This is a genomic window from Sphaerotilus mobilis, from assembly GCF_004216565.1.
In the GTDB taxonomy this organism is placed as follows: Bacteria; Pseudomonadota; Gammaproteobacteria; order Burkholderiales; family Burkholderiaceae_C; genus Sphaerotilus; species Sphaerotilus mobilis.
This window is the reverse complement of record NZ_SGWV01000012.1, coordinates 1-19,008: the sequence shown is the minus strand read 5'-3', so window position 1 is coordinate 19,008 and position 19,008 is coordinate 1. Positions and strand designations below refer to the sequence as shown.

Annotated in this window: 20 protein-coding genes and 1 pseudogene; 12 read left to right on the top strand and 9 right to left on the bottom strand. The window is 71.1% G+C overall.

The window, feature by feature from the left end:
• The first annotated feature begins 90 nt into the window (after positions 1-90).
• The 6 genes from pilB to EV685_RS17825 all read left to right on the top strand — a co-directional run bounded on the left by pilB (position 91) and on the right by EV685_RS17825 (position 5,897).
• Positions 91-1,815 (top strand): type IV-A pilus assembly ATPase PilB, encoded by a 1,725-nt coding sequence (gene pilB, locus EV685_RS17850; protein ID WP_130483422.1) that lies wholly within the window; start codon positions 91-93, stop codon positions 1,813-1,815.
• Positions 1,816-1,892: 77 nt separating this feature from the next.
• Entirely contained in the window at positions 1,893-3,116 is a 1,224-nt protein-coding gene (locus EV685_RS17845; RefSeq protein WP_130483421.1) for a type II secretion system F family protein, read from the top strand.
• Between the two features lie 46 nt (positions 3,117-3,162).
• Positions 3,163-4,101 (top strand): prepilin peptidase, encoded by a 939-nt coding sequence (locus EV685_RS17840; RefSeq protein ID WP_130483420.1) that lies wholly within the window; start codon positions 3,163-3,165, stop codon positions 4,099-4,101.
• A complete protein-coding gene (coaE, locus tag EV685_RS17835) occupies positions 4,098-4,718 on the top strand; it encodes a dephospho-CoA kinase (protein WP_130483419.1) in 621 nt (206 codons plus the stop codon). Before EV685_RS17840 ends, coaE begins: the two co-directional genes overlap by 4 nt.
• Positions 4,719-4,886: 168 nt before the next feature.
• Positions 4,887-5,642, top strand: a complete 756-nt coding sequence (gene zapD, locus EV685_RS17830) for a cell division protein ZapD (RefSeq protein WP_130483418.1) — start codon at positions 4,887-4,889, stop codon at positions 5,640-5,642.
• A gap of 36 nt (positions 5,643-5,678) precedes the next feature.
• The gene (locus EV685_RS17825) at positions 5,679-5,897 is read left to right on the top strand and encodes a DNA gyrase inhibitor YacG (RefSeq protein ID WP_130483417.1); all 219 of its coding nucleotides are present in this window, start codon (positions 5,679-5,681) and stop codon (positions 5,895-5,897) included.
• Positions 5,898-6,042: 145 nt separating this feature from the next.
• Here EV685_RS17825 and EV685_RS17820 read toward each other — a convergent pair whose 3' ends face one another.
• Genes EV685_RS17820 through argB form a run of 5 tightly spaced genes read right to left on the bottom strand, consistent with a single transcriptional unit; the run spans position 6,043 to position 9,912 of the window.
• Positions 6,043-6,573 (bottom strand): NUDIX domain-containing protein, encoded by a 531-nt coding sequence (locus tag EV685_RS17820; protein WP_130483416.1) that lies wholly within the window; start codon positions 6,571-6,573, stop codon positions 6,043-6,045.
• Between the two features lie 5 nt (positions 6,574-6,578).
• Complete coding sequence (locus tag EV685_RS17815; RefSeq protein ID WP_130483415.1) at positions 6,579-7,502, bottom strand: ATP-binding protein; 924 nt, start codon at positions 7,500-7,502, stop codon at positions 6,579-6,581.
• A 48-nt stretch (positions 7,503-7,550) separates the two neighbouring features.
• Positions 7,551-8,225, bottom strand: coding sequence for a nucleoid occlusion factor SlmA (gene slmA, locus EV685_RS17810; RefSeq protein WP_130483624.1), 675 nt, complete (start codon positions 8,223-8,225; stop codon positions 7,551-7,553).
• A 35-nt stretch (positions 8,226-8,260) separates the two neighbouring features.
• Positions 8,261-8,995, bottom strand: coding sequence for an HAD-IA family hydrolase (locus EV685_RS17805; RefSeq protein WP_130483414.1), 735 nt, complete (start codon positions 8,993-8,995; stop codon positions 8,261-8,263).
• Entirely contained in the window at positions 8,992-9,912 is a 921-nt protein-coding gene (argB, locus tag EV685_RS17800) for an acetylglutamate kinase (protein ID WP_130483413.1), read from the bottom strand. Before argB ends, EV685_RS17805 begins: the two co-directional genes overlap by 4 nt.
• 135 nt (positions 9,913-10,047) lie before the next feature.
• Here argB and EV685_RS17795 point away from each other — a divergent pair, with 135 nt between their 5' ends.
• Positions 10,048-10,347, top strand: coding sequence for a copper-binding protein (locus EV685_RS17795; protein ID WP_242615654.1), 300 nt, complete (start codon positions 10,048-10,050; stop codon positions 10,345-10,347).
• A 132-nt stretch (positions 10,348-10,479) separates the two neighbouring features.
• Entirely contained in the window at positions 10,480-12,357 is a 1,878-nt protein-coding gene (locus EV685_RS17790) for a hypothetical protein (protein WP_130483412.1), read from the top strand.
• Here the strand turns inward: EV685_RS17790 and EV685_RS17785 are convergent.
• The 4 genes from EV685_RS17785 to EV685_RS20695 all read right to left on the bottom strand — a co-directional run bounded on the left by EV685_RS17785 (position 12,342) and on the right by EV685_RS20695 (position 17,042).
• The gene (locus tag EV685_RS17785) at positions 12,342-13,904 is read right to left on the bottom strand and encodes a carboxypeptidase M32 (protein ID WP_130483411.1); all 1,563 of its coding nucleotides are present in this window, start codon (positions 13,902-13,904) and stop codon (positions 12,342-12,344) included. The genes EV685_RS17790 and EV685_RS17785 overlap by 16 nt on opposite strands.
• A gap of 98 nt (positions 13,905-14,002) precedes the next feature.
• The gene (locus EV685_RS20705; RefSeq protein WP_165396849.1) at positions 14,003-14,890 is read right to left on the bottom strand and encodes a sulfotransferase family protein; all 888 of its coding nucleotides are present in this window, start codon (positions 14,888-14,890) and stop codon (positions 14,003-14,005) included.
• Between the two features lie 65 nt (positions 14,891-14,955).
• Entirely contained in the window at positions 14,956-16,632 is a 1,677-nt protein-coding gene (locus tag EV685_RS20700; protein ID WP_165396848.1) for a ShlB/FhaC/HecB family hemolysin secretion/activation protein, read from the bottom strand.
• Positions 16,629-17,042, bottom strand: coding sequence for a hypothetical protein (locus EV685_RS20695; RefSeq protein ID WP_165396847.1), 414 nt, complete (start codon positions 17,040-17,042; stop codon positions 16,629-16,631). The genes EV685_RS20700 and EV685_RS20695 overlap by 4 nt, the downstream gene beginning before the upstream one ends.
• Positions 17,043-17,857: 815 nt before the next feature.
• Between EV685_RS20695 and EV685_RS21230 the strand changes: the two genes are divergently transcribed.
• The 4 genes and pseudogenes from EV685_RS21230 to EV685_RS20670 all read left to right on the top strand — a co-directional run.
• Positions 17,858-17,983, top strand: coding sequence for a hypothetical protein (locus EV685_RS21230; RefSeq protein WP_275938357.1), 126 nt, complete (start codon positions 17,858-17,860; stop codon positions 17,981-17,983).
• 311 nt (positions 17,984-18,294) lie between these two features.
• Positions 18,295-18,456 carry a hypothetical protein gene (locus tag EV685_RS20680; protein ID WP_165396846.1) on the top strand — a complete coding sequence of 54 codons (162 nt, stop codon included), beginning with the start codon at positions 18,295-18,297 and terminating at the stop codon, positions 18,454-18,456.
• Positions 18,457-18,768, top strand: coding sequence for a hypothetical protein (locus EV685_RS20675; RefSeq protein ID WP_165396845.1), 312 nt, complete (start codon positions 18,457-18,459; stop codon positions 18,766-18,768). It abuts the gene before it with no gap.
• A pseudogene (locus EV685_RS20670) lies at positions 18,769-19,008 on the top strand (hypothetical protein); the annotation flags it as partial.

Genomic DNA, 19,008 nt, shown 5'->3' with positions numbered 1-19,008 from the left:
TCGTTTCCAAGCCCACCCTGGCAACAGGGTCGTGCCCCCCGATCCGGCCCCGTCCGCGCCCCGCAACACGACCGAACCGACGTCCCCTCCGTGGCTGCTGAAACCCTGTCCGAAGCCCCGCAAAGCTCGCTCTCCGGCGTCGCGCGCATCCTGGTCAATGCCGGCAAGCTCAATGCCCGCACCGCCGAGGACATCGCCAAGCTTGCCCGTGACCAGCGCCGCAGCTTTGTGGCCGCCGCGATCGGCGCCAACGCGATGACGTCCTACGACCTGGCGCACACGCTGTCGCATGCGCTGGCCGTCCCGCTGGTCGACCTGGACGCGGTCGACTCCCAGAAGCTGCCGCAGAACCTGGTCGACGCCCGCACGCTCAGCCAGTACCAGGTGCTGGTGCTGGGCAAGCGCGGCAACCGGCTGTTCATCGGCGGGGCCGACCCGACCGACCAGGAGGCCGTCGACCGCATCAAGTTCGCCACCCAGCTGACGCCGGAATGGGTGCTGGTCGAATACGACAAGCTGCTGAAGATCGTCGACGCGAAGGCGACCACCGCGAGCGAGGCGCTCGAGAGCATCGTCTCGGGCGACTTCGAGTTCGACGTCGAGGAACAGGACCCGAACGCCAAGCCCGATGAGGACGTCGTCGCCGACGTCGAGGACGCGCCGGTCGTGCGCTTCCTGCAGAAGATGCTGATCGACGCGATCAACATGCGCGCCTCGGACCTGCACTTCGAGCCCTACGAGCAGACCTACCGGGTGCGCTTCCGCATCGACGGCGAGCTGCGCGAGATCACGCAGCCGCCGGTGGCCATCAAGGACAAGCTGGCCTCGCGCATCAAGGTCATCAGCCGGCTGGACATCGCCGAGAAGCGTGTGCCGCAGGACGGCCGCATGAAGCTCAAGTTCGGCAATCGCGCGATCGACTTCCGCATCAGCACGCTGCCCACGCTGTTCGGCGAGAAGATCGTGATCCGCATCCTGGACCCGTCCTCGGCCAAGCTCGGCGTCGACGCGCTGGGTTACGAGCGCGAGGAAAAGGACCGGCTGATGCTCGCCATCCGCCGGCCCTACGGGATGATCCTGGTCACCGGGCCGACCGGCTCGGGCAAGACGGTGTCGCTCTACACCTGCCTGAACATCCTGAACCAGCCCGGCGTCAACATCTCCACCGTCGAGGACCCGGCCGAAATCAACCTGCCGGGCATCAACCAGGTCAACGTCAACGACAAGGCCGGGATGAACTTCGCCACCGCGCTGAAGGCCTTCCTGCGGCAGGACCCGGACATCATCATGGTCGGCGAGATCCGAGACCTGGAGACCGCCGACATCGCGATCAAGGCGGCCCAGACCGGCCACCTGGTGCTGTCCACGCTGCACACCAACGACGCGCCGACGACGCTGACCCGGCTGCTCAACATGGGCGTGCCGCCGTTCAACATCGCCTCCAGCATCATCCTGATCTCGGCCCAGCGCCTGGCGCGCCGGCTGTGCGAGAACTGCAAGGCCCCGGCCGAATACCCGCGCGAGGCGCTGCTGCGCGCCGGCTACCGGCCCGAGGAGGTCGACGGCAGCTGGAAGCCCTACAAGGCGGTCGGCTGCTCGGCCTGCTCCAACGGCTACCGCGGCCGCGTCGGCATCTATCAGGTCATGCCGATCACCGAGGCGATCCAGCGCGCCATCCTGGCCGAAGGCACCGCGCTGGACATCGCCGAGCAGGCCCTGCGCGACGGCGTGCGCGACCTGCGCCAGTCCGGCCTGGTCAAGGTCCGGCACGGCCACACCACGCTCGAGGAAGTGATCTCGGTGACCAACCAGTGAGGCCTCAGGCCCGCTGACACCGAATCGCCCACCGACCCCATGACGACGCACCGCACGCACAGGCTCACGGAGTAACGATGGCCACAGCCGCCGCCACTGGCAAGAAGATCAAGGACTTCGTCTACGAGTGGGAAGGCCGCGACCGCAACGGCAAGGCCGTGCGTGGCGAGATGCGCGCCGGCGGCGAAGCCATGGTCAGCGCCAGCCTGCGTCGCCAAGGCATCCTGGTCACCAAGGTCAAGAAGCGCCGCATCTCCGGCGGCAAGTCGATCAAGGGCAAGGACATCGCCGTCTTCACCCGCCAGCTGGCCACCATGCTCAAGGCGGGCGTGCCGCTGCTGCAGGCCTTCGACATCGTCTCGCGCGGCAGCTCCAACCCGCGCCTGACCCGCATGCTGACCGACATCCGCAGCGACGTGGAGACCGGCACCAGCCTGTCGGGCGCCTTCCGCAAACACCCGCTGCAGTTCGACGGCCTGTACTGCAACCTGGTCGAGGCCGGCGAGCAGGCCGGCATCCTGGAGACGCTGCTCGAGCGTCTGGCGACATACCAGGAAAAGACCATCGAGCTGCAGAACAAGATCCGCTCGGCGCTGATCTACCCGATCGCCGTGCTGGTCGTGGCCTTCGTCGTGATCTCGGTGATCATGATTTTTGTGATCCCCTCGTTCAAGGACATCTTCAAGTCCTTCGGCGCCGACCTGCCCACGCCCACGCTGGTGGTGATCGCGATGTCGGAGTTCTTCGTGTCCTACTGGTGGGCGATCTTCGGCGGCATCGGCGGGGCGGTTTACATGACGGTGCAGAGCTGGCGCCGTTCGGAGCGTGTCCAGATGGCGGTCGACCGCGCCATGCTGAAGGTGCCGATCTTCGGCCCGCTGGTGCACAAGGCGGCGGTGGCGCGCTGGTCGCGCACACTGTCGACCATGTTCGCGGCGGGCGTGCCGCTGGTCGAGGCGCTCGATTCGGTCGGCGGCGCGGCCGGCAACGCGGTCTTCGCAGCGGCCACCGAGGACATCCAGCGTGACGTCGCCACCGGCGCGGCGTTGACCACCGCGATGCAGGCCACCCAGGTGTTCCCGAACATGGTGCTGCAGATGAGCTCGATCGGCGAGGAATCCGGCTCGCTCGACCAGATGCTCAGCAAGGTCGCCGACTTCTACGAGCAGGAGGTCGACGAGGCGGTCAAGGGCCTGTCCACGCTGATGGAGCCCATCATCATCGTCGTGCTGGGCACCGTCATCGGTGGCATCGTCGTGTCGATGTACCTGCCGATCTTCAAGCTCGGCCAGGTGGTCTGACGGCCGTCGTCGACCCGTCGGCGGCGCCGCGACTACCCTTGCGGGCATGACCTTCCCTCCGCTCGAACTCTGGCTCTCGGTGCCGGTGATGGCCGTCATCGGCCTGTGCATCGGCAGCTTCCTCAACGTCGTCGTGTACCGCCTGCCGGCCATGATGGAACGCCTCTGGCTGGCCGACGTGCAGGCCCTGCTGCAGGACCGCGCGACGCTCGAACGCACGCTCGGTGCGGCCGCCGACGAGGCCGCGCTGGCCCGCTGGGGCCAGTCCGGCGAGACGCTCGGCGCCGCGCTGGACGCCCTGCCTCCGCTGGCCCTGTCGCGGCCGCGCTCGCGCTGCCCCGCCTGCGGCACGACGCTGCGCTGGTTCCACAACATCCCGGTGCTCAGCTGGCTGATGCTGCGGGCGCGCTGTGCGGCCTGCAGCGCCCCGATCTCCGCGCGCTACCCGCTGGTCGAGGCCGGGACGGCGCTGGCCTTCGGGCTGATCGCCTGGACCTTCGGGCCGACGCCGCTGACGGCGGTCTATTGCGTCGCGGCGGCTTTGCTGATCGCGATGGCGCTGATCGACCTGGACACCACGCTGCTGCCCGACAGCCTGACCTATGCGCTGCTCGGCTGGGGCCTGCTGGCCGCCTGGCTGGGCTGGACGCCCTTGAGCCTGGCCGATGCCGCGCTGGGCGTGCTGTGGGGCTATGGCGCGCTGTGGGGCATCACCACGCTGTATGCCGCCCTGCGCGGCGTGCGCGGCATGGCCGAAGGCGACTTCAAACTGATGGCCGCGCTCGGCGCGCTGCTGGGTGTGGCGCAGCTGCTGCCCATCATCTTGCTGGCCTCGGCGGTTGGTGCGGCGGTTGGCGTCTTCCTGATCGTGGCCCGCAACCACCGCCGCGAGGTGCCGATTCCCTTCGGGCCCTATCTGGCCGGAGGCGGCTTCGCATCGATGTTCTTCGGTGCCCAGTTGCTGCGCTGGTGGCTGCCGCAGTGAGCCCGCAAGCGCCGCTGCGCATCGGCCTGACCGGTGGCATCGGCAGTGGCAAGAGCACCGTCGCGGCGATGCTGGCGGCGCACGGCGCATGGGTCGTCGACACCGATGCGCTGGCCCGCGAGCTGACCGCACCGGGCGGCGCCGCGCTGCCGGCCATCGCCGCACGCTTCGGCGCCGACATGATCGGCCCGGACGGTGCGCTGGACCGGGCTCGGATGCGCACACGAGTCTTCGCCGACCCGGCCGCCAAGGCCGCGCTGGAGGCCATCCTCCACCCGAAGATCGGCGCGCTGACCGAGGCCCGCGCGGCCGCCGGTGCGCCCGGTCAGGTGCGTGTGTTCGACGTGCCGTTGCTGGTCGAGTCCGGCCGCTGGCGCGAGCGGGTCGACCGTGTGCTGGTGGTCGACGCCAGCGTCGAGACCCAGCTCGCACGCGTGATGCAGCGCAGCGGCTGGCCCGAGTCCCAGGTGCGCGCGGTGATCGCCGCCCAGGCCAGCCGCGAGGCGCGCCGGGCCGTCGCCGACGCCGTCATCCTCAACGACGGCATCGACCTGGACACCTTGCGCGCCGAGGTCGCCGTCCTCTGGGAGCGCTGGACCCGTCAGGCCATCGCGTAAATCCTCGCCCGATCCCGCAAGACCGGAAAACCCAAGCACGAAATTGCCCGCCGAGACACGCGGATCAACCCGTAATCCTCTCGGTCCTGAGGGGCCCGTGTGGAACAATTCCGGCCGCTGTCCGGGCCGTCCGGCAGCGCCCCAGCGACGCCCGGAAGCCAGCGCACCTTGTCCACCTTCGAGTACCCGTTCAACGAGAGCGTGCGCACCTGGCTGCGCCTGGAACACCTGCTCGCGCGGCTGGCCGAACTGGTCCGGCGCGACAGCGTGATCGACCACCACTACGCGCTGGCCACGCTGTTCGAGGTGATGGACGTGACCTCGCGCGCCGACCTCAAGCTCGAACTGCTGCAGGACCTGGAACGCCAGCGCCAGACGCTGGCCAGCTACCGCGGCAACCCGGCGATCTCCGAGGCCGCGCTGGACCGCGCCATCCGCCGCATCGACCTGGCCCACCAGCGCCTGGGCCAGACCAGCGGCAAGGCCGGTCAGGCGCTGACCGCCAACGACTTCCTGATGAGCGTGCGCAGCCGCATCGGCATCCCCGGCGGCACCTGCGCCTTCGACCTGCCGGCCTATGCCGCCTGGCAGTCCGAAACGGCCGACACCCGGCGCGGCGACCTGCAGCGCTGGCTGTCGACGCTGGAGCCGCTGGCCCTGGCCTGTGGCGTCGCGCTGGACCTGCTGCGCGAGTCCGGCCTGCGCCAGACCCAACTGGCTCGAGGCGGTCACCTGCAGCAGAGCCTGCCGTCGGGACGCAACTTCCAGCTCGCCCGCGTCCACCTGCCCGATGAGCTGGGCATGGTCCCGGAGCTGAGCGGCAACCGGCTGATGCTGGTGGTGCGGCTGATGCGCGCGGATTCGGACTGCCGCCTGCGCGGCGTCGTCGAGGACGTGGCCCTTGAGGTCTCGCTGTGCGCCTGAGCCTGCGGCGCGGACCGAGAATGTCGGCCTGACGCCATGAACACGCCCAAGCCCTCCCCCACATCGACCCCGTCTGCCGCCAGCGGCCCGACCGTGCCCTGCCCGACCTGCCGCCGCCCGACGCTCTACCGGCGCGACAACCCGTTCCGGCCGTTCTGCGGCGAACGCTGCAAGCAGATCGACATGGGGGCGTGGGCAGCCGAGGACTACCGCGTCGAGGCGCCGCCGCCGAAGGCGGAAGACACGCCGGATTGAGCAGCGCTCGGCTGACATGGCGCACCCGGCTGCGGCGTACCGCACCCACCCGCCGAGCGGGTGTCAGCCGGCTTGGGGCGGCCCTGCGCTCGGCTGACATGGGGCACCCGGCTGCGGCGTACCGCAGCCACCCGCCGAGCGGGTGTCAGCCGGCTTGGGGCGGCCCTGCGCTCGGCTGACGGTGCGTCACCCCTTGGTGGCCACGCTCCTCGGCCAGCCACTGCAGCACGGGCACGGTGCCCGGCAGGACCGGTTCGACCTCGACCGGCAGGCGCTGCCAGGCCATGGTCTGGGCCTCGCGCATCTGGAACTCGCCGGTCCAGTCGAACACCTTGCAGAAGTGCAGCCGAACGCGGGCGTGCGGGTAGTCGACCTCGATCTCGCGCCAGGCATGGGCCGCGCCGATGTGGATGCCGATTTCCTCTTGCAGCTCGCGGCGCAGCGCCTGTTCGACGCTTTCACCCGCTTCGAGCTTGCCGCCAGGGAACTCCCAGTAGCCGGCGTAGACCTTGCCGGCCGGGCGTGAGGTCAGCAGGAAGCGGCTGTCGGCATGCTCGTGTCCATCGGCATCGCGCTCGATCAGCACACCGACGGCCACATGCACAGGCTCGCGCACCGGAAGGCCTTCGGCACCGGGCACGACCAGCGGTCCATCGTCCTGTGTCGATGCCGTCATGACGCTCAGGCCGGCGGGTTGCCGCGGATGTAGTCGCCGATCGGCGTGTGAGCCGGCGTCGCACCGTCACGCTCGCGGCCGGCGTGGTCGCGCGCAAACTGGAAGGCGACACGGCCCGAGCGCGAGCCCCGCTCCAGCGCCCAGACCAGGGCCTCGTGTTTCGCCGCCTCGATGCCGGCCTCGTCCAGCCCGAAATGGCGCAGCCACTGCGCCACGATGGCGAGGTACTCGCGCTGGCTGAAGGGGTAGAAGCTGATCCACAGGCCGAAGCGCTCGGACAGCGAGACCTTCTCCTCCACCGCCTCGCCCGGATGCAGCTCGCCGTCGTCGGTGTAGGTCGCGTCGAGGTTGTCCTTCATGCGCTCGGGCAACAGGTGGCGGCGGTTGCTGGTGGCGTAGATCAGCACGTTGTCGCTGGCCTGCGCGACGGTGCCGTCCAGGATGGACTTGAGCGCCTTGTAGCCCGGCTCGCCCTCGTCGAAGCTGAGGTCGTCGCAGTAGATGATGAAACGCTCGCTGCGCTCAGCCACCAGGTCAACGAGGTCGGGCAGGTCGGTCAGGTCGGCCTTGTCGACCTCGATCAGCCGCAGACCCTGGGCGGCGAACTCGTTGAGGCAGGCCTTGATCAGCGAGCTCTTGCCGGTGCCACGCGCGCCGGTCAGCAGCACGTTGTTGGCCGGCCGGCCGTGCACGAACTGCTCGGTGTTGCGGCGCAGCCGGTCCTTTTGGGTGTCGACCTCCTGCAGCGCGTCCAGCCGCATCGTGCCCACATGACGAACGGGCTCGATGACGCCGCTCGCGCCACGCTTGCGGTAGCGGAAGGCGATCGAGGCCGACCAGTCGGGCGCACGTGCCGGAGCCGGCAAGATGGCCTCAAGACGGCCGAGCAGGGCCTCGGCACGGGCGATCAGTTGGGTGACATCGGTCATGGGGGTTCCGGGCACCAGCAGGTGCGTTCAAGGCACCAGCAGGTGCATTCAAGGCACCAGCAGGTGCAGCGCCGCATCGAGGTGTTCGGTCGGGCTGCGCTTGAAGCCCGAGCGGGCGTAGCGCTGCAGCCGACCCAGCACGAAGGCCAGCAGGGCGGAGGCCTGCGCCGCCGCGTCGACGGTGGGCGTCGGCGAGCCGCGGGCATCGGCCGCCGCACGGAGGCTGGTGCGCAGTTGCGACTCGATGCGGTCGAAGAACTGGTTCATGCGCACGATCAGGCGCTCGTGTTCATAGACCAGCGCATCGCCCACCATCACCCGCGTCATGCCGGGATTCTTCTCGGCAAACTGCAGCAGCAGCGTCAGGCTGCGGGCGACCTGGGCGCGCGGGTCGCTCTCGCGTTCCTGGACCTGGTTGAGCAGCGTGAACATGCTCTGCTCGATGAACTCGATCAGGCCCTCGAACATCTGCGCCTTGCTGGCGAAGTGGCGGTAGAGCGCGGCCTCGCTGACGTCCAGCCGGGCGGCCAGAGACGCCGTCGTGATGCGCTCGGCCCCGGGCTGTTCCAGCATCGCCGCCAGCGTCTGCAGGATCTGAATGCGGCGCTCGCCGGGCTTGGGCCGCTTGCGCACCGGACTGGCCTCGACCGCCGGGTCGACCGGACCCTCGTCCTCGACCAGCAACGGCGCCTGGCCGTCGGGCTCGCCGTTCGGATCCACCATCGCTTGCAGGGGCCAGTGGGCACGCAGGAAGGGGGTCATCGTTGGGGGGATCTCGGTCGGTGGGAGGGCCCGGGCCGGACCCGGTGCAGGGCCGGCAGGGCGCGGATTCTGTCACACACAAATACAGGTTTTCGACGCAGCGCGAGGCCCGCTTCCGGCCCTTGTGCGGCCGCCGAACGGCCCAGCCAGCGCTGCATCCAGACCGTGTGCAGGCCGACCGCGCGGGCCGACTTCTGGTGCACCAGCGTGTCCTCCACCAGCACGCAGCGCGAGGGCCGCACGCGCAGCTTGACGCACAGCGCGCGGAACATGCGCGCATCGGGCTTGGGCCGCCAGTGGCCGAACATGCGCATCTGCTCGATGGCGATCACGCCGTCGAACAGGCGACGCATGCCCAGCGCGGCCAGCACCCGCTCGGCATAGGCCTGCGGCGAATTGGTCAGGATGTAGCGTCGACCCGGCAGGCGCGCCAGCGCGGCCAGGTCATGCGGGTGGGCGCGCAGCTGCGCCTCCAGACCGGGCAGGCGATGGGTGTCGTGCAGGAAGTGCGGCGCGCGCACGCCGTGGTGGCGGATCAGCCCCAGCATCGTCGCGCCGTAGCGGGCCCAGTAGTGGCCACGCAGCCGGTCGGCCTCGCTGCGGTCGACCGCCAGCTCGCGCTCGATGTAGGCGGTCATCGCGGCATTGATGCCGCGGAAGGCCGGACCGGCGTCGTGCAGCGTGTGGTCCAGGTCAAACAGCCAGACCGGCGCCGGGCGGGACGGCTTCACCGCGCCCGGATCATGGTGCCGAAGGCCTGGTCGGTCAGGATCTCCAGCAGCAGCACGTGGGGCACCCGGCCGTCGACGATGTGGACCGCGTTGACGCCGCTCTTGGCGGCATCGAGCGCACCGGCGATCTTGGGCAGCATGCCGCCGCTGATGGTGCCGTCGGCGAACAGCTCGTCGATGCGGCGCGCGCTCAGATCCGTGAGCAGCTCGCCGGACTTGTCCAGCACGCCCTTGATGTTGGTGAGCATCACCAGCTTCTCGGCCTTGAGCACCTCGGCCAGCTTGCTGGCGACCAGGTCGGCGTTGATGTTGTAGCTCTCGTTGTGCTCGCCAAAGCCGATCGGGCTGATGACCGGGATGAAGGCATCGTCCTGCAGCGCCTTGACCACGCTCGGGTCGATCGACTCGATCTCGCCGACCTGGCCGACGTCGTGTTCCTTGCTCGGGTCGTCGCGGTCGGCCAGCCGCATCTTGCGGGCCCGGATCATGGCGCCGTCGCGGCCGGTCAGACCGACCGCCTTGCCGCCGGCCGCGTTGATCAGGCCGACGATGTCTTGCTGGACCTCGCCGCCAAGCACCCACTCGACCACCTCCATGGTCTCCTCATCGGTCACCCGCATGCCCTGGATGAAGGTGCCCTTCTTGCCCAGGCGGTTGAGCGCCTCGTCGATCTGCGGACCGCCCCCGTGCACCACGATCGGGTTCATGCCGACCAGCTTGAGCAGCACGATGTCCTCGGCGAAATCGGCCTGCAGCGCCGGATCGGTCATGGCGTTGCCGCCGTACTTGATGACAAGCGTCTTGCCGTGGTACTTGCGGATGTAGGGCAGCGCCTGCGCAAGGATCTCGGCCTTGTCGCGCGAGGGCACGTGGCTCAGGTCGGGGGTCGACGGGGAGGATGCGGCGGGGGTCGTCATGGCGGGCTCCGGATGCAGCAGGAAAACGCCGGACCAGCCGGCAAACGTCGCGGATTCTAGGGATCGGCCTGGCACATGCCCGTGGTTGAATCCCGTCGAGCGCCCGCGCGTTCATCCACACCGTCGGAGACCGTCATGAGCTTGTCGCACACCCTGAGCCGACGCCTGCTGGCAGCCGTCCTGATGACCGGCATCGGCGGCCTGGCCATGGCACAGACCCACACCGGCGAGGTCGTGCGGGTCGACAAGGGACAGGCCAAAGTGACCCTCAAGCACGGCCCGATCGCCGATCTGGGCCTGCCGGCCATGGCCATGGCCTACCGCGTCAGCGACGCCCAGTGGCTGGACCAGCTCAAGGCCGGGGACCGGGTGCGCTTCGATGTCGACAAGGTCTCGGGCCTGTACACCATCACCCGGCTGACGTTGGCGCGCTGAGCGGTCCCGCCGGACCGCCAGCGTCTACATCTGAGCTTCATGTTCGGTCGGCACAGTCGCCCGACTGTGTGCCACCTCTCCCCTCCCGATCGCTGCCGCCTTCTGCGGCTGCGAGCCCTGGTCGCCGCGCTGGTGCTGAGCACCACCGCGTGCCTGGCGCAGACACCTGTCGACCCAGCGCTGCCGCGCGAGAAGCCGCGCGAGTTCCTCGACACGCTGTCGGACACCGCCCTGGTGGCCGATCGCGACGCCATCTACCGCCGCAACGGCCAGCGCCGCGAGGTCGACCTCGGACCCGGCCTGAGCGCCGCGCTCGACGTGGTGCCGCCGTCCTTCCTCGACAACCCGCGCGGCACCCCCGGTCAGGCCGGTGGCGACGGCCGCACCATCGTGTTGACCAGCCGCCAGCCGTCCTACGGCTTCGACCTCGGCTACGAGCGTCCACCCACCGGCCGCACCACCCGCATCGGCGGCCACGTCCGGCTCGGCCCGGGCCATGAGATTTACCTCTGGCAACGCGACCGCGCCCTGGAAGTCGCCGACCTGCCCGACACGCCCGAGACCGGCTTGCGCCGACGCGACCGCGAACTCGCCTGGCGCTGGCGTGCGGCCGACGCGGGTACCGCCGGCTGGCTGGCGAGCAGCGAACTGGGCCTGCACGACGCCCGCCTGACGCCCGAGCCCGACAGCCGCCTGGCACCGGCTGCGGCCGGCGCGATGGCGTTCTGGCGCGGCCGGCTCGAACCGGTCGACGGCCAGGGGCCCAGCCTGGTGGCCCGGGCCGGCTGGCCGGTGCATCAGGCCGAGACCGCCCTGCCCGAACACGCCGCCCGTGCGCTCGAACTCGGCGCCGACTGGCGCTGGACCACGCCCGACGGCTGGTTGCCTGCGGGCAGCCGGACCTCCTGGCGGGTTGCGCCACGCCTGGGGCTGGCCGGTGACGAGGAAGCCCTGACCCTGCCGGCGGCCTACCAGCAGCGGCTCGGCCTGGAAGTGCCCGACGGCAGCGGCCGCGGTGCCGTCTGGGGCCAGCTGCGCCGCCACAGCCTGGCCGACCCGGACGATGCGCTGGCCGTGCTGGGCTGGCGTCGCAGCTGGACCCCGGCGCCGCGCTGGGGCCTGGACACGCAGCTCGAACAGTCGGTGCCCGTGGCCGGCAGCACGCCCGTGCGGGCCACCCAGCTTGGCCTGCGGCTGTCGACCAGCCGCTTTCCACAAGGCTCGTTCTCGACCGCACTCAACGTCGTCAATGCCAGCACGACCGACAGCGCCTTCCACGAGACCCGCCTGACCCGACGTCTGGCAGACGACTGGCTGGGCGCCTTGCGCGTGACGGCCGAACGCAGCCAGCCGCATGGCTCGACCGGCCTGGGCACGACCGAGTTCAAGGGCGCCGGCTCGCTCGGCTGGCGCGAGCCGCACCAGCGGGCCTTGCACCTGCTGACCCGCCTGACCTGGGCCGGCCGCGAGGTCGACCCGGCCGCCGAGGACCTCGCCAGCGGCAAGACCGACCGCCGCGCGGGCATCTGGCTCGGCCATGCGTCCTATCTGGTCGATGCCCATCACAGCACGATGCTGCGCCTGTCGCGCCGGCTCGAACGCGACGAGCGGCGCATCGACCCGGCCAGCGGCGCCACGCCCTTGCGCCGGACCGACATCTGGCTCGCCCGCTGGACCTGGGAACAGGCCCGCACCGGCGACCGTCGCTGGAGCCTGAGCGGCCATGTCGCCGGCCGCGACGATGCCCTCGAGGGCCGGGCGCTGGGCTGGGGCGCCGAAGTCGGCTATCGCCTCAGCAGCCGCGCCACGCTGGCCATCGGCGTCAACCCGCGCGGCTGGTCCGACAACGAGATCACCGTCGAGGAACGCCCCCGCCGGGGCGTCTCCCTGCGCCTGCGCTTCGCCATCGAAGGCGCGCTGGCGCGTTGGCTGGATGCGGGGAGAGAGGACGCCCTCGATCAGCCCGCCGATCAGCTCGCCGATCAGCCCGGCAATCAGCCCGGCAGATAGCGCTGCGTCAGATGCGCCCGGTAATGCGCCGGGTTCAGCGCCTCGCCGCTGGCGCGCAGGGCCAGTTCGGGCGTCTCCCAGCGGGAGGCCTGCTGCCAGATGTTCTGGCGCAGCCAGTCGAACACCGGAACGAAGTCGCCGGCCGCGATGCGGGCATCCAGCTCGGGCGTAGCGCGGCGCATGGCGGCGAACCACTGGGCCGCGAACATCGCGCCGAGCGTGTAGCAGGGGAAATAGCCGAAGGCGCCGCTGGGCCAGTGCACGTCCTGCATGGCGCCGTCGCGGTGGTTGCCACGGGTGTCCTGGCCGAGGTAGGCGGCCATCTTCTCGTCCCACAGCGCGGGAATGTCCTCGACCGCCAGCCCCCCTTCGATCAGGGCCTGCTCGATCTCGAAGCGCAGGATCACATGGGCCGGGTAGGTCACCTCGTCGGCATCGACCCGGATCAGGCCGGGCTGCACGCGGGTGACCAGCCGGGCGAGGTTGTCGGGCGCGAAGGCCGGCTGGTCGCCGAAGTGCTGCACCAGCAGCGGCGCCATCTGGGCAACGAAGCCGGGGTGCGCGCCCAGCTGCATCTCGAAGGACAGACTCTGGCTCTCGTGGATGCCGTAGCTGCGGGCCCGCGCGATCGGCTGGCCCAGCCAGCGGCGCGGCAGGTTCTGCTCGTAGCGCGCATGGCCGGTCTCATGCACCGTGCCCATCAGAGCCTGCTGCAGGTCGTCGTCCTGGTAGCGGGTGGTCAGGCGCACGTCCTCGGGCACACCGCCGGAGAAGGGGTGCGTGCTCTCGTCGAGCCGGCCGCCCTCGAAGTCGAAGCCCAGCCGGGCCATGACATCCAGCGACAGCGCCTTCTGCACCCGCCGGTCGAAGGGGCCTTGCGGCTGCAGCACCGGCGGCTCGGCGGCCTGGCGGGCCTGCACGTCGCGGATCAGGCCGGGCAGCCAGGTCTTGAGGTCGCCGAAGACACGGCCCACCTCGGCGCTGGTCATGCCGGGTTCGTAGCGGTCCATCAGCGCGTCATAGGGCGACAGGCCGGTGGCGTCGGCGAGGTGCTGCGCCTCCTCTCGGGCGACTTGCAGCACCGGCCGGAAGTTCTCGACGAAGCCGGCCCAGTCATTGGCCGGGCGCTGCGCGCGCCAGGCGTGTTCGCAGCGCGCGGTGGCCAGCGTGCGGCGCTCGACCAGGCGGGCCGGCAGGGCGTTGCTGGCCCGCCAGTCGCGCCGCATCTCGCGCAGATTGGCGCGTTGCCAGTCGTCGAGCGGCTCCTGTTCGGCGCGTGAGAGCAGCGCGGTCAGGGCCGGGTCGGTGCGCTGGCTGTGCAACAGGCCGTCCAGCTCGGCCATGGCGGCGGCGCGGGCCTCGTTGCCCTTGGGTGGCATGTTGGCGGCCTGGTCCCAGCCGACGATGGACCCCAGGTGCTCGAAACGGTAGAGCCGCGCGTGGCGCTGTTCCAGCTCGGCATAGGCCGGCGTGTGCGCCGGGTCGGCGATCGGGGCGCTGGGGCCCTTCGGTGTCGTGTCGGAATCCGGGCGCGGCGTGCTCGTCATGGTCGGTGCGGTCAGTGGGCGATGGCAGCGATTCTGCGGCCCTCGGGCTGTCTGCGCAGGCGGCGCGGGCGGCGCGGGCGGCCCGGGCGGCGGGGACGTCAACCCGTCTGCCGCAGCATCTGCGCCTTGCTGCCGTCGAGCGCCTGCCAGAAGTTCAGCGCCCGCACCGTCTGCAGCAGGTCCGGCGGCAACACGCTGTCGCGCCGCTGGTAGCGCACCGACGGCAGCAGCTGATGCAGCTGCGGCGTGCCCAGGTTCTGGTCGAACTGGCGCACCCGCGCCAGCTCGGCCTCGGGCAGTGACAGACCGTCCAGCCGGTGGCCGTCCCAGGGTGTCAGACCCAGGAAGACGTAGACCTGTTCAAGCACCTGCAGCGGCGACTGCGCCAGCAGGTCGTAGTCGATCAGCAGCAGCTTGGCGGCGTGCTCGCTGTAGAGGCCCTCCTTGAGCGCGAGCCAAGGCCCGCCCACGACCCGGCCACGCTGCGTCAGCGCCTCGACGCGGGTGTAGACCGAGGACCACTCCTGCGGCCCGGCGAACAGCCGCGTCAGCATGAAAGGGTTGGCGCGGAAGATGCGCTCGAAGCTGTCGACCACCGCCGCCATGTCCCGCACGCAGACCAGCACCTTGCTGCCCGGTGACAGCGCATGCAGCAGGCCGAGCTGGGCGGTCCAGCCGCGGTTGGTGTCGAAGACGATGCGCCGGCCCTGGCGCCGCTGGCGGTAGTAGCCGTCGATCAGGTGGCCGTGCAACTCGCGCTGGTCCTCGTCGGGCACGAGGCTGGCCGCCGTCTGGTCGGCCATGTTGAAGTGGTCGCGCACCGCCTGGATGGCGCCCAGCAGCGGGCTGGAGATGCTGGCGTGCACCTCGGGGTTCTGCGCCAGCAGGGCCGACAGCAGCGTCGATCCTGCACGTGGCAGGCCGCTGATCACATGCAGGTCGAAGTCGCGTGCCGGTCGGCCATCGGCAGGGCTGGGCTCGGTCATCGGGACTCCCGGGTTTGGGTGCTCATCATGCCGTCGAGGCGGTGACAGCGGCAGCGACAGGGCCGTCAGAAGCGCAGCCGGGCGGACACGCCCAGCGTGTCGCGCGAACGGGTCTCGCCCGAGCCCAGGTGGATGTCCCGCTCGGCCCCGTCGACCTTGCGCACCAGACTCAGGTCGATCTCGGCGCGGCCGTCCGGCACGAAGCTGCGCAGACCCAGGCCGACCGATGCCAGCGTCGTCGCCAGTTCCTCGTTGCCACCGAGCTTGCGGCCCACATCGGCCAGCGCATAAGGACGCCACAGCAGGTCGCCGCCCGACAGCGGCGCCGCCAACAGTTCGGTGCGCTGCACCAGGGCCGAGTCCCCGCTGACCAGCGTGTCGACATGGCCCCGCACACCCGAGGTCCACGAGGCGAGCTGCATCTGGTGGGTCGGCGTGAGCTTGTTCTGGGTGTACTGGCCCAGCGTCTGCGACTGCAGTTGCAGCGGCCCGATCTGCCAGCGCGCGAGCAGCGAGCCCTTGAACCACACGGCCCCGCCCGCGCCGACCCGGGTCGCGGTGTAGGCCGCCTGCCCCGAGGTGCCCAACATGCCGACCTTGTAGCCGTGCAGCATCCCTCGCGCCAACATCAGGTTCTCGCCCTCGCCGGGCTTGAGCCATTCCAGGCCGGTGCCCAGCACCGCCGTCGAGCGCCGGTAGGTGGTCACCGTCTGGCCGAGGAAGTCGGTCTGGCTGGCGACCCGGCCGAGCGTGGCCTCGCCCAGCAGCTTCAGGCTCTCGCCCGCGCGCTGACCCGGCGTGGCCAGGAAGTGCGCCAGCGACAGGCTGGCCTCGTCATAGCGGCCTTGGCCGACCAGCAGGCCAGCGTTCGCCACGGCCGTCGTGGAGGCGCTGTCCGCATGGCTCAGGCCCAGCGTCAGGGCCAGATGTTCGGCCGGCATCGTCCGGCCATAGACCAGCCCGGCGATGCGCACCGCCTGTGGATGCTGCAGCGGCTGGCTCCAGGACAGGCTCAGCGTGTCATCGTCGCCCGTCAGATTGCCGTCGAGCCACTGGGCCGACAGCATCCAGCGCCCGACCGACTGACTGCCGCTGTTGTCGAGCCGAAGATCGCCCGCGCGCCGCCCGGCCGGCGCCTGGGCAATCACCTGAGCGCTGGGTCCGCGGTTGGAGCCGATCTCCGACAGGTAGCGCACCTGCGCCTGCTTGATCGGGTGCTCGCGCAGCAAGGCCCAGTCGCGCGGATCGACCGGATCGCCCTGCAGCGGCAGCACGATGCCCGGCCGCAGCGACGGCAGACCGGCGCGGGTCCGTGCGGCGTCGTAGCCGTCGGCGCCGATGCCCTCCACGGCCTGCAACACCGGCAGGACCTGCACCCGCAGCGCACCGTCGTCCAGCGCCTGGGCAGGGATGAGGGCGCGGAACTGACCGGGTGCCGAACGCTCCAGCACCTGTTGCAGGGCAACGGCCACGGCACGCAGCCGGGCCGTGCCGACCTGCACGCCGCGCGCCTGGGCGAGCACGTCCAGCAGTTCAGCTTGCAAGGGCTCGGCCAGCAGGTCGATGCGGCCTTCCAGCCGCACCTCGGTGACGGCAAAGGACAGCGGATCGCTGGCCGTTTCCTGGGCGTGCAGCCATTCCGGGGCGATCAGCAGCAGCATCCCCGAGATGCCGCACGCCACGGCGCGAACGGTGCAAAGACCTGCGCCCGGACCGATGTTGAGGTATCTGGAAGTCTTCATGGCTGCTCCTGGGACGTCACCGACGAGACGGTCTCGGTGGGTCGGGGGGCCGGCGTGGGCCGGTCGCTTCGGGGCGGCAGGCGTTGCATCAAGAAGTCAGGCGGCACGTGGTTGGCCTGCCGGACGGCCCAGACCACGCCAGCCTGGATCGCCGCCTCGGACGTCTGGAGGTTCAGCGCCTGGCGCAGCTGCCCGCCCTGCACGAGCCGCGCGCGCCCGTCCACCGGCAACGCGCCCAGCTGCCCGGCACTCGCCAGCACCTGGACCTGCCAAGCCGACAGCGCGGCCACCTGATCCGGCAACAGGACGCCCAGCTGCGCAGCCGAAAGTGCCCGCAGCTGCACAGGGGTCAAGGCCGCCACCGTGCGCCGCGACAAGGCCTGCAGCTGATCGGTCCGCAGCGACCGCATCACCAGCGGCGACGTGCTGGCGTCGATCGACGGCGGGACAGGCGCCGGAGCGGGGGTCGGTGCAGGCGTCGGAGCCGGAGCCGGAGCCGGAGCCGGAGCAGGCGTCGGTGCCGGCGCGGGTGTAGGAGCCGGCGCAGGCGTGGGAGCCGGTGTCGGTGCAGGCGACGGAGCCGGCGCGGGTGTGGGTGCCGGAGCAGGTGCAGGCGTTGGAGCCGGTGCGGGCGCAGGCGTCGGAGCAGGTGCTGGTGCAGGCTCCGGAGCTGGCGCGGGCGTAGGAGCCGGTGCGGGCGCGGGCGTGGGGGCCGGAGCAGGTGCAGGCGTCGGAGCAGGTGCCGGTGCGGGCGTGGGGGCCGGTGCCGGCGCAGGCTCTGGTGCGGGCGCAGGTGTAGGGGCGGGTGCTGGTGAAGGCTCAGGAGCCGGCGCGGGCGTGGGGGCCGGTGCAGGCGTCGGTGCCGGTGCGGGCGCAGGTGTAGGGGCGGGTGCCGGTGCAGGCTCAGGAGCCGGCGCGGGCGTGGGGGCCGGAGCAGGTGCAGGCGACGGAGCCGGCGCGGGCGTAGGAGCCGGTGCCGGTGCAGGCGACGGAGCTGGCGCGGGCGTAGGAGCCGGTGCCGGTGCAGGCGACGGTGCTGGCGCAGGCGTCGGAGCCGGCGCGGGGGCCGGTGCCGGTGCTGGCGCAGGCTCTGGTGCGGGCGCAGGTGCCGGTGCAGGCTCAGGAGCCGGAGCGGGCGTGGGAGCCGGCGCTGGTGCAGGCTCCGGAGCGGGTGCGGGCGTAGGAGCCGGTGCGGGTGCGGGCGTAGGAGCCGGTGCGGGGGCCGGTGCCGGTGCCGGTGCCGGTGCTGGCGCAGGCTCTGGTGCGGGCGCAGGTGCCGGTGCTGGCTCAGGAGCCGGCGCGGGCGTGGGAGCCGGAGCAGGTGCAGGCGACGGTGCTGGCGCAGGCGTAGGAGCCGGTGCCGGTGCTGGCTCAGGAGCCGGAGCGGGCGTGGGAGCCGGTGCTGGTGCAGGCTCCGGAGCGGGGGCGGGCGTAGGAGCCGGTGCCGGTGCGGGTTCTGGCGCTGGTGCAGGCGACGGCGTGGACCACACCACACCTGTCGGGTAGACGGCCGCTTGTGACGACGTGATGGCGACGGTCGTATCGATGACGGTGCTGCCGCCTTCCACACCCACAGACACGACACCCGTCGCCGCATCAAGAACGCCGGCCGACACCTGCGTGAGGCCGGTCCCGAACAGGCTCACGTTCCCTTGTTCGCTGATGACCGAACCGCTGCTGCGAACCTCGTTGGCGTCAACCTGGACGTTGCCGGTCCGGCTGCGCAAGACGCTGCCACTGGCCATCGTCACCACGCCCGTCGCCACGATGCCCAGCGATCCGGTGCTGTCCAGCGTGCCGGTGAGGTTCACCTCACCGCCCTGAATGGCCGTGGCCGCCGAGGTGATCGTCGCGTTGCCCACGGTGGTTGTGCCGCTGCCACCGACCGTGGTGGTGCCAGCGGCGCTGCTCAAGCTGCCGCCGGTGACGGTGGTGGCCGTCGTGCCGGCCACCGTGACATCGCCCGCCGTGCTGCTGACCTGGCCCGCGCTGGTGACGGTGGCGCCGTTGATGGCGACAGCGCCCGCGCTGCTCGACACCTGCGCGGTGCTTGCCACATCGGCCACGTTGACGGCGGTGACGGTCAGTCCGCCGGTGCTGGTCAGCGTGCCGGTGAGGTTCACCTCACCGCCCTGAATGGCCGTGGCCGCCGAGGTGATCGTCGCGTTGCCCACGGTGGTTGTGCCACTGCCACCGACCGTGGTGGTGCCAGCGGCGCTGCTCAAGCTGCCGCCGGTGACGGTGGTGGCCGTCGTGCCGGCCACGGTGACATCGCCGGCCATGCTGCTGACCTGGCCCGCGCTGGTGACGGTGGCGCCGTTGATGGCGACGGCGCCCGCGCTGCTCGACACCTGCGCGGTGCTCGCCACATCGGCC

Excerpts from the sequence above, each read along its gene's own strand:
- argB (WP_130483413.1), bottom strand. The coding sequence starts at position 9,912 with ATGACGACCCCCGCCGCATCCTCCCCGTCGACCCCCGACCTGAGCCAC.
- EV685_RS17795 (WP_242615654.1), top strand. The coding sequence starts at position 10,048 with ATGAGCTTGTCGCACACCCTGAGCCGACGCCTGCTGGCAGCCGTCCTG.
- EV685_RS20705 (WP_165396849.1), bottom strand. The coding sequence starts at position 14,890 with ATGACCGAGCCCAGCCCTGCCGATGGCCGACCGGCACGCGACTTCGAC.
- EV685_RS17845 (WP_130483421.1), top strand. The coding sequence starts at position 1,893 with ATGGCCACAGCCGCCGCCACTGGCAAGAAGATCAAGGACTTCGTCTAC.
- EV685_RS17815 (WP_130483415.1), bottom strand. The coding sequence starts at position 7,502 with ATGACCGATGTCACCCAACTGATCGCCCGTGCCGAGGCCCTGCTCGGC.
- EV685_RS20700 (WP_165396848.1), bottom strand. The coding sequence starts at position 16,632 with ATGAAGACTTCCAGATACCTCAACATCGGTCCGGGCGCAGGTCTTTGC.
- EV685_RS20695 (WP_165396847.1), bottom strand. The coding sequence starts at position 17,042 with ATGCGGTCGCTGCGGACCGATCAGCTGCAGGCCTTGTCGCGGCGCACG.
- EV685_RS20680 (WP_165396846.1), top strand. The coding sequence starts at position 18,295 with ATGACCGAACCGCTGCTGCGAACCTCGTTGGCGTCAACCTGGACGTTG.
- EV685_RS20675 (WP_165396845.1), top strand. The coding sequence starts at position 18,457 with ATGGCCGTGGCCGCCGAGGTGATCGTCGCGTTGCCCACGGTGGTTGTG.
- slmA (WP_130483624.1), bottom strand. The coding sequence starts at position 8,225 with ATGGTGGATCCGAACGGCGAGCCCGACGGCCAGGCGCCGTTGCTGGTC.
- EV685_RS17825 (WP_130483417.1), top strand. The coding sequence starts at position 5,679 with ATGAACACGCCCAAGCCCTCCCCCACATCGACCCCGTCTGCCGCCAGC.
- EV685_RS17840 (WP_130483420.1), top strand. The coding sequence starts at position 3,163 with ATGACCTTCCCTCCGCTCGAACTCTGGCTCTCGGTGCCGGTGATGGCC.
- EV685_RS17820 (WP_130483416.1), bottom strand. The coding sequence starts at position 6,573 with ATGACGGCATCGACACAGGACGATGGACCGCTGGTCGTGCCCGGTGCC.
- EV685_RS17785 (WP_130483411.1), bottom strand. The coding sequence starts at position 13,904 with ATGACGAGCACGCCGCGCCCGGATTCCGACACGACACCGAAGGGCCCC.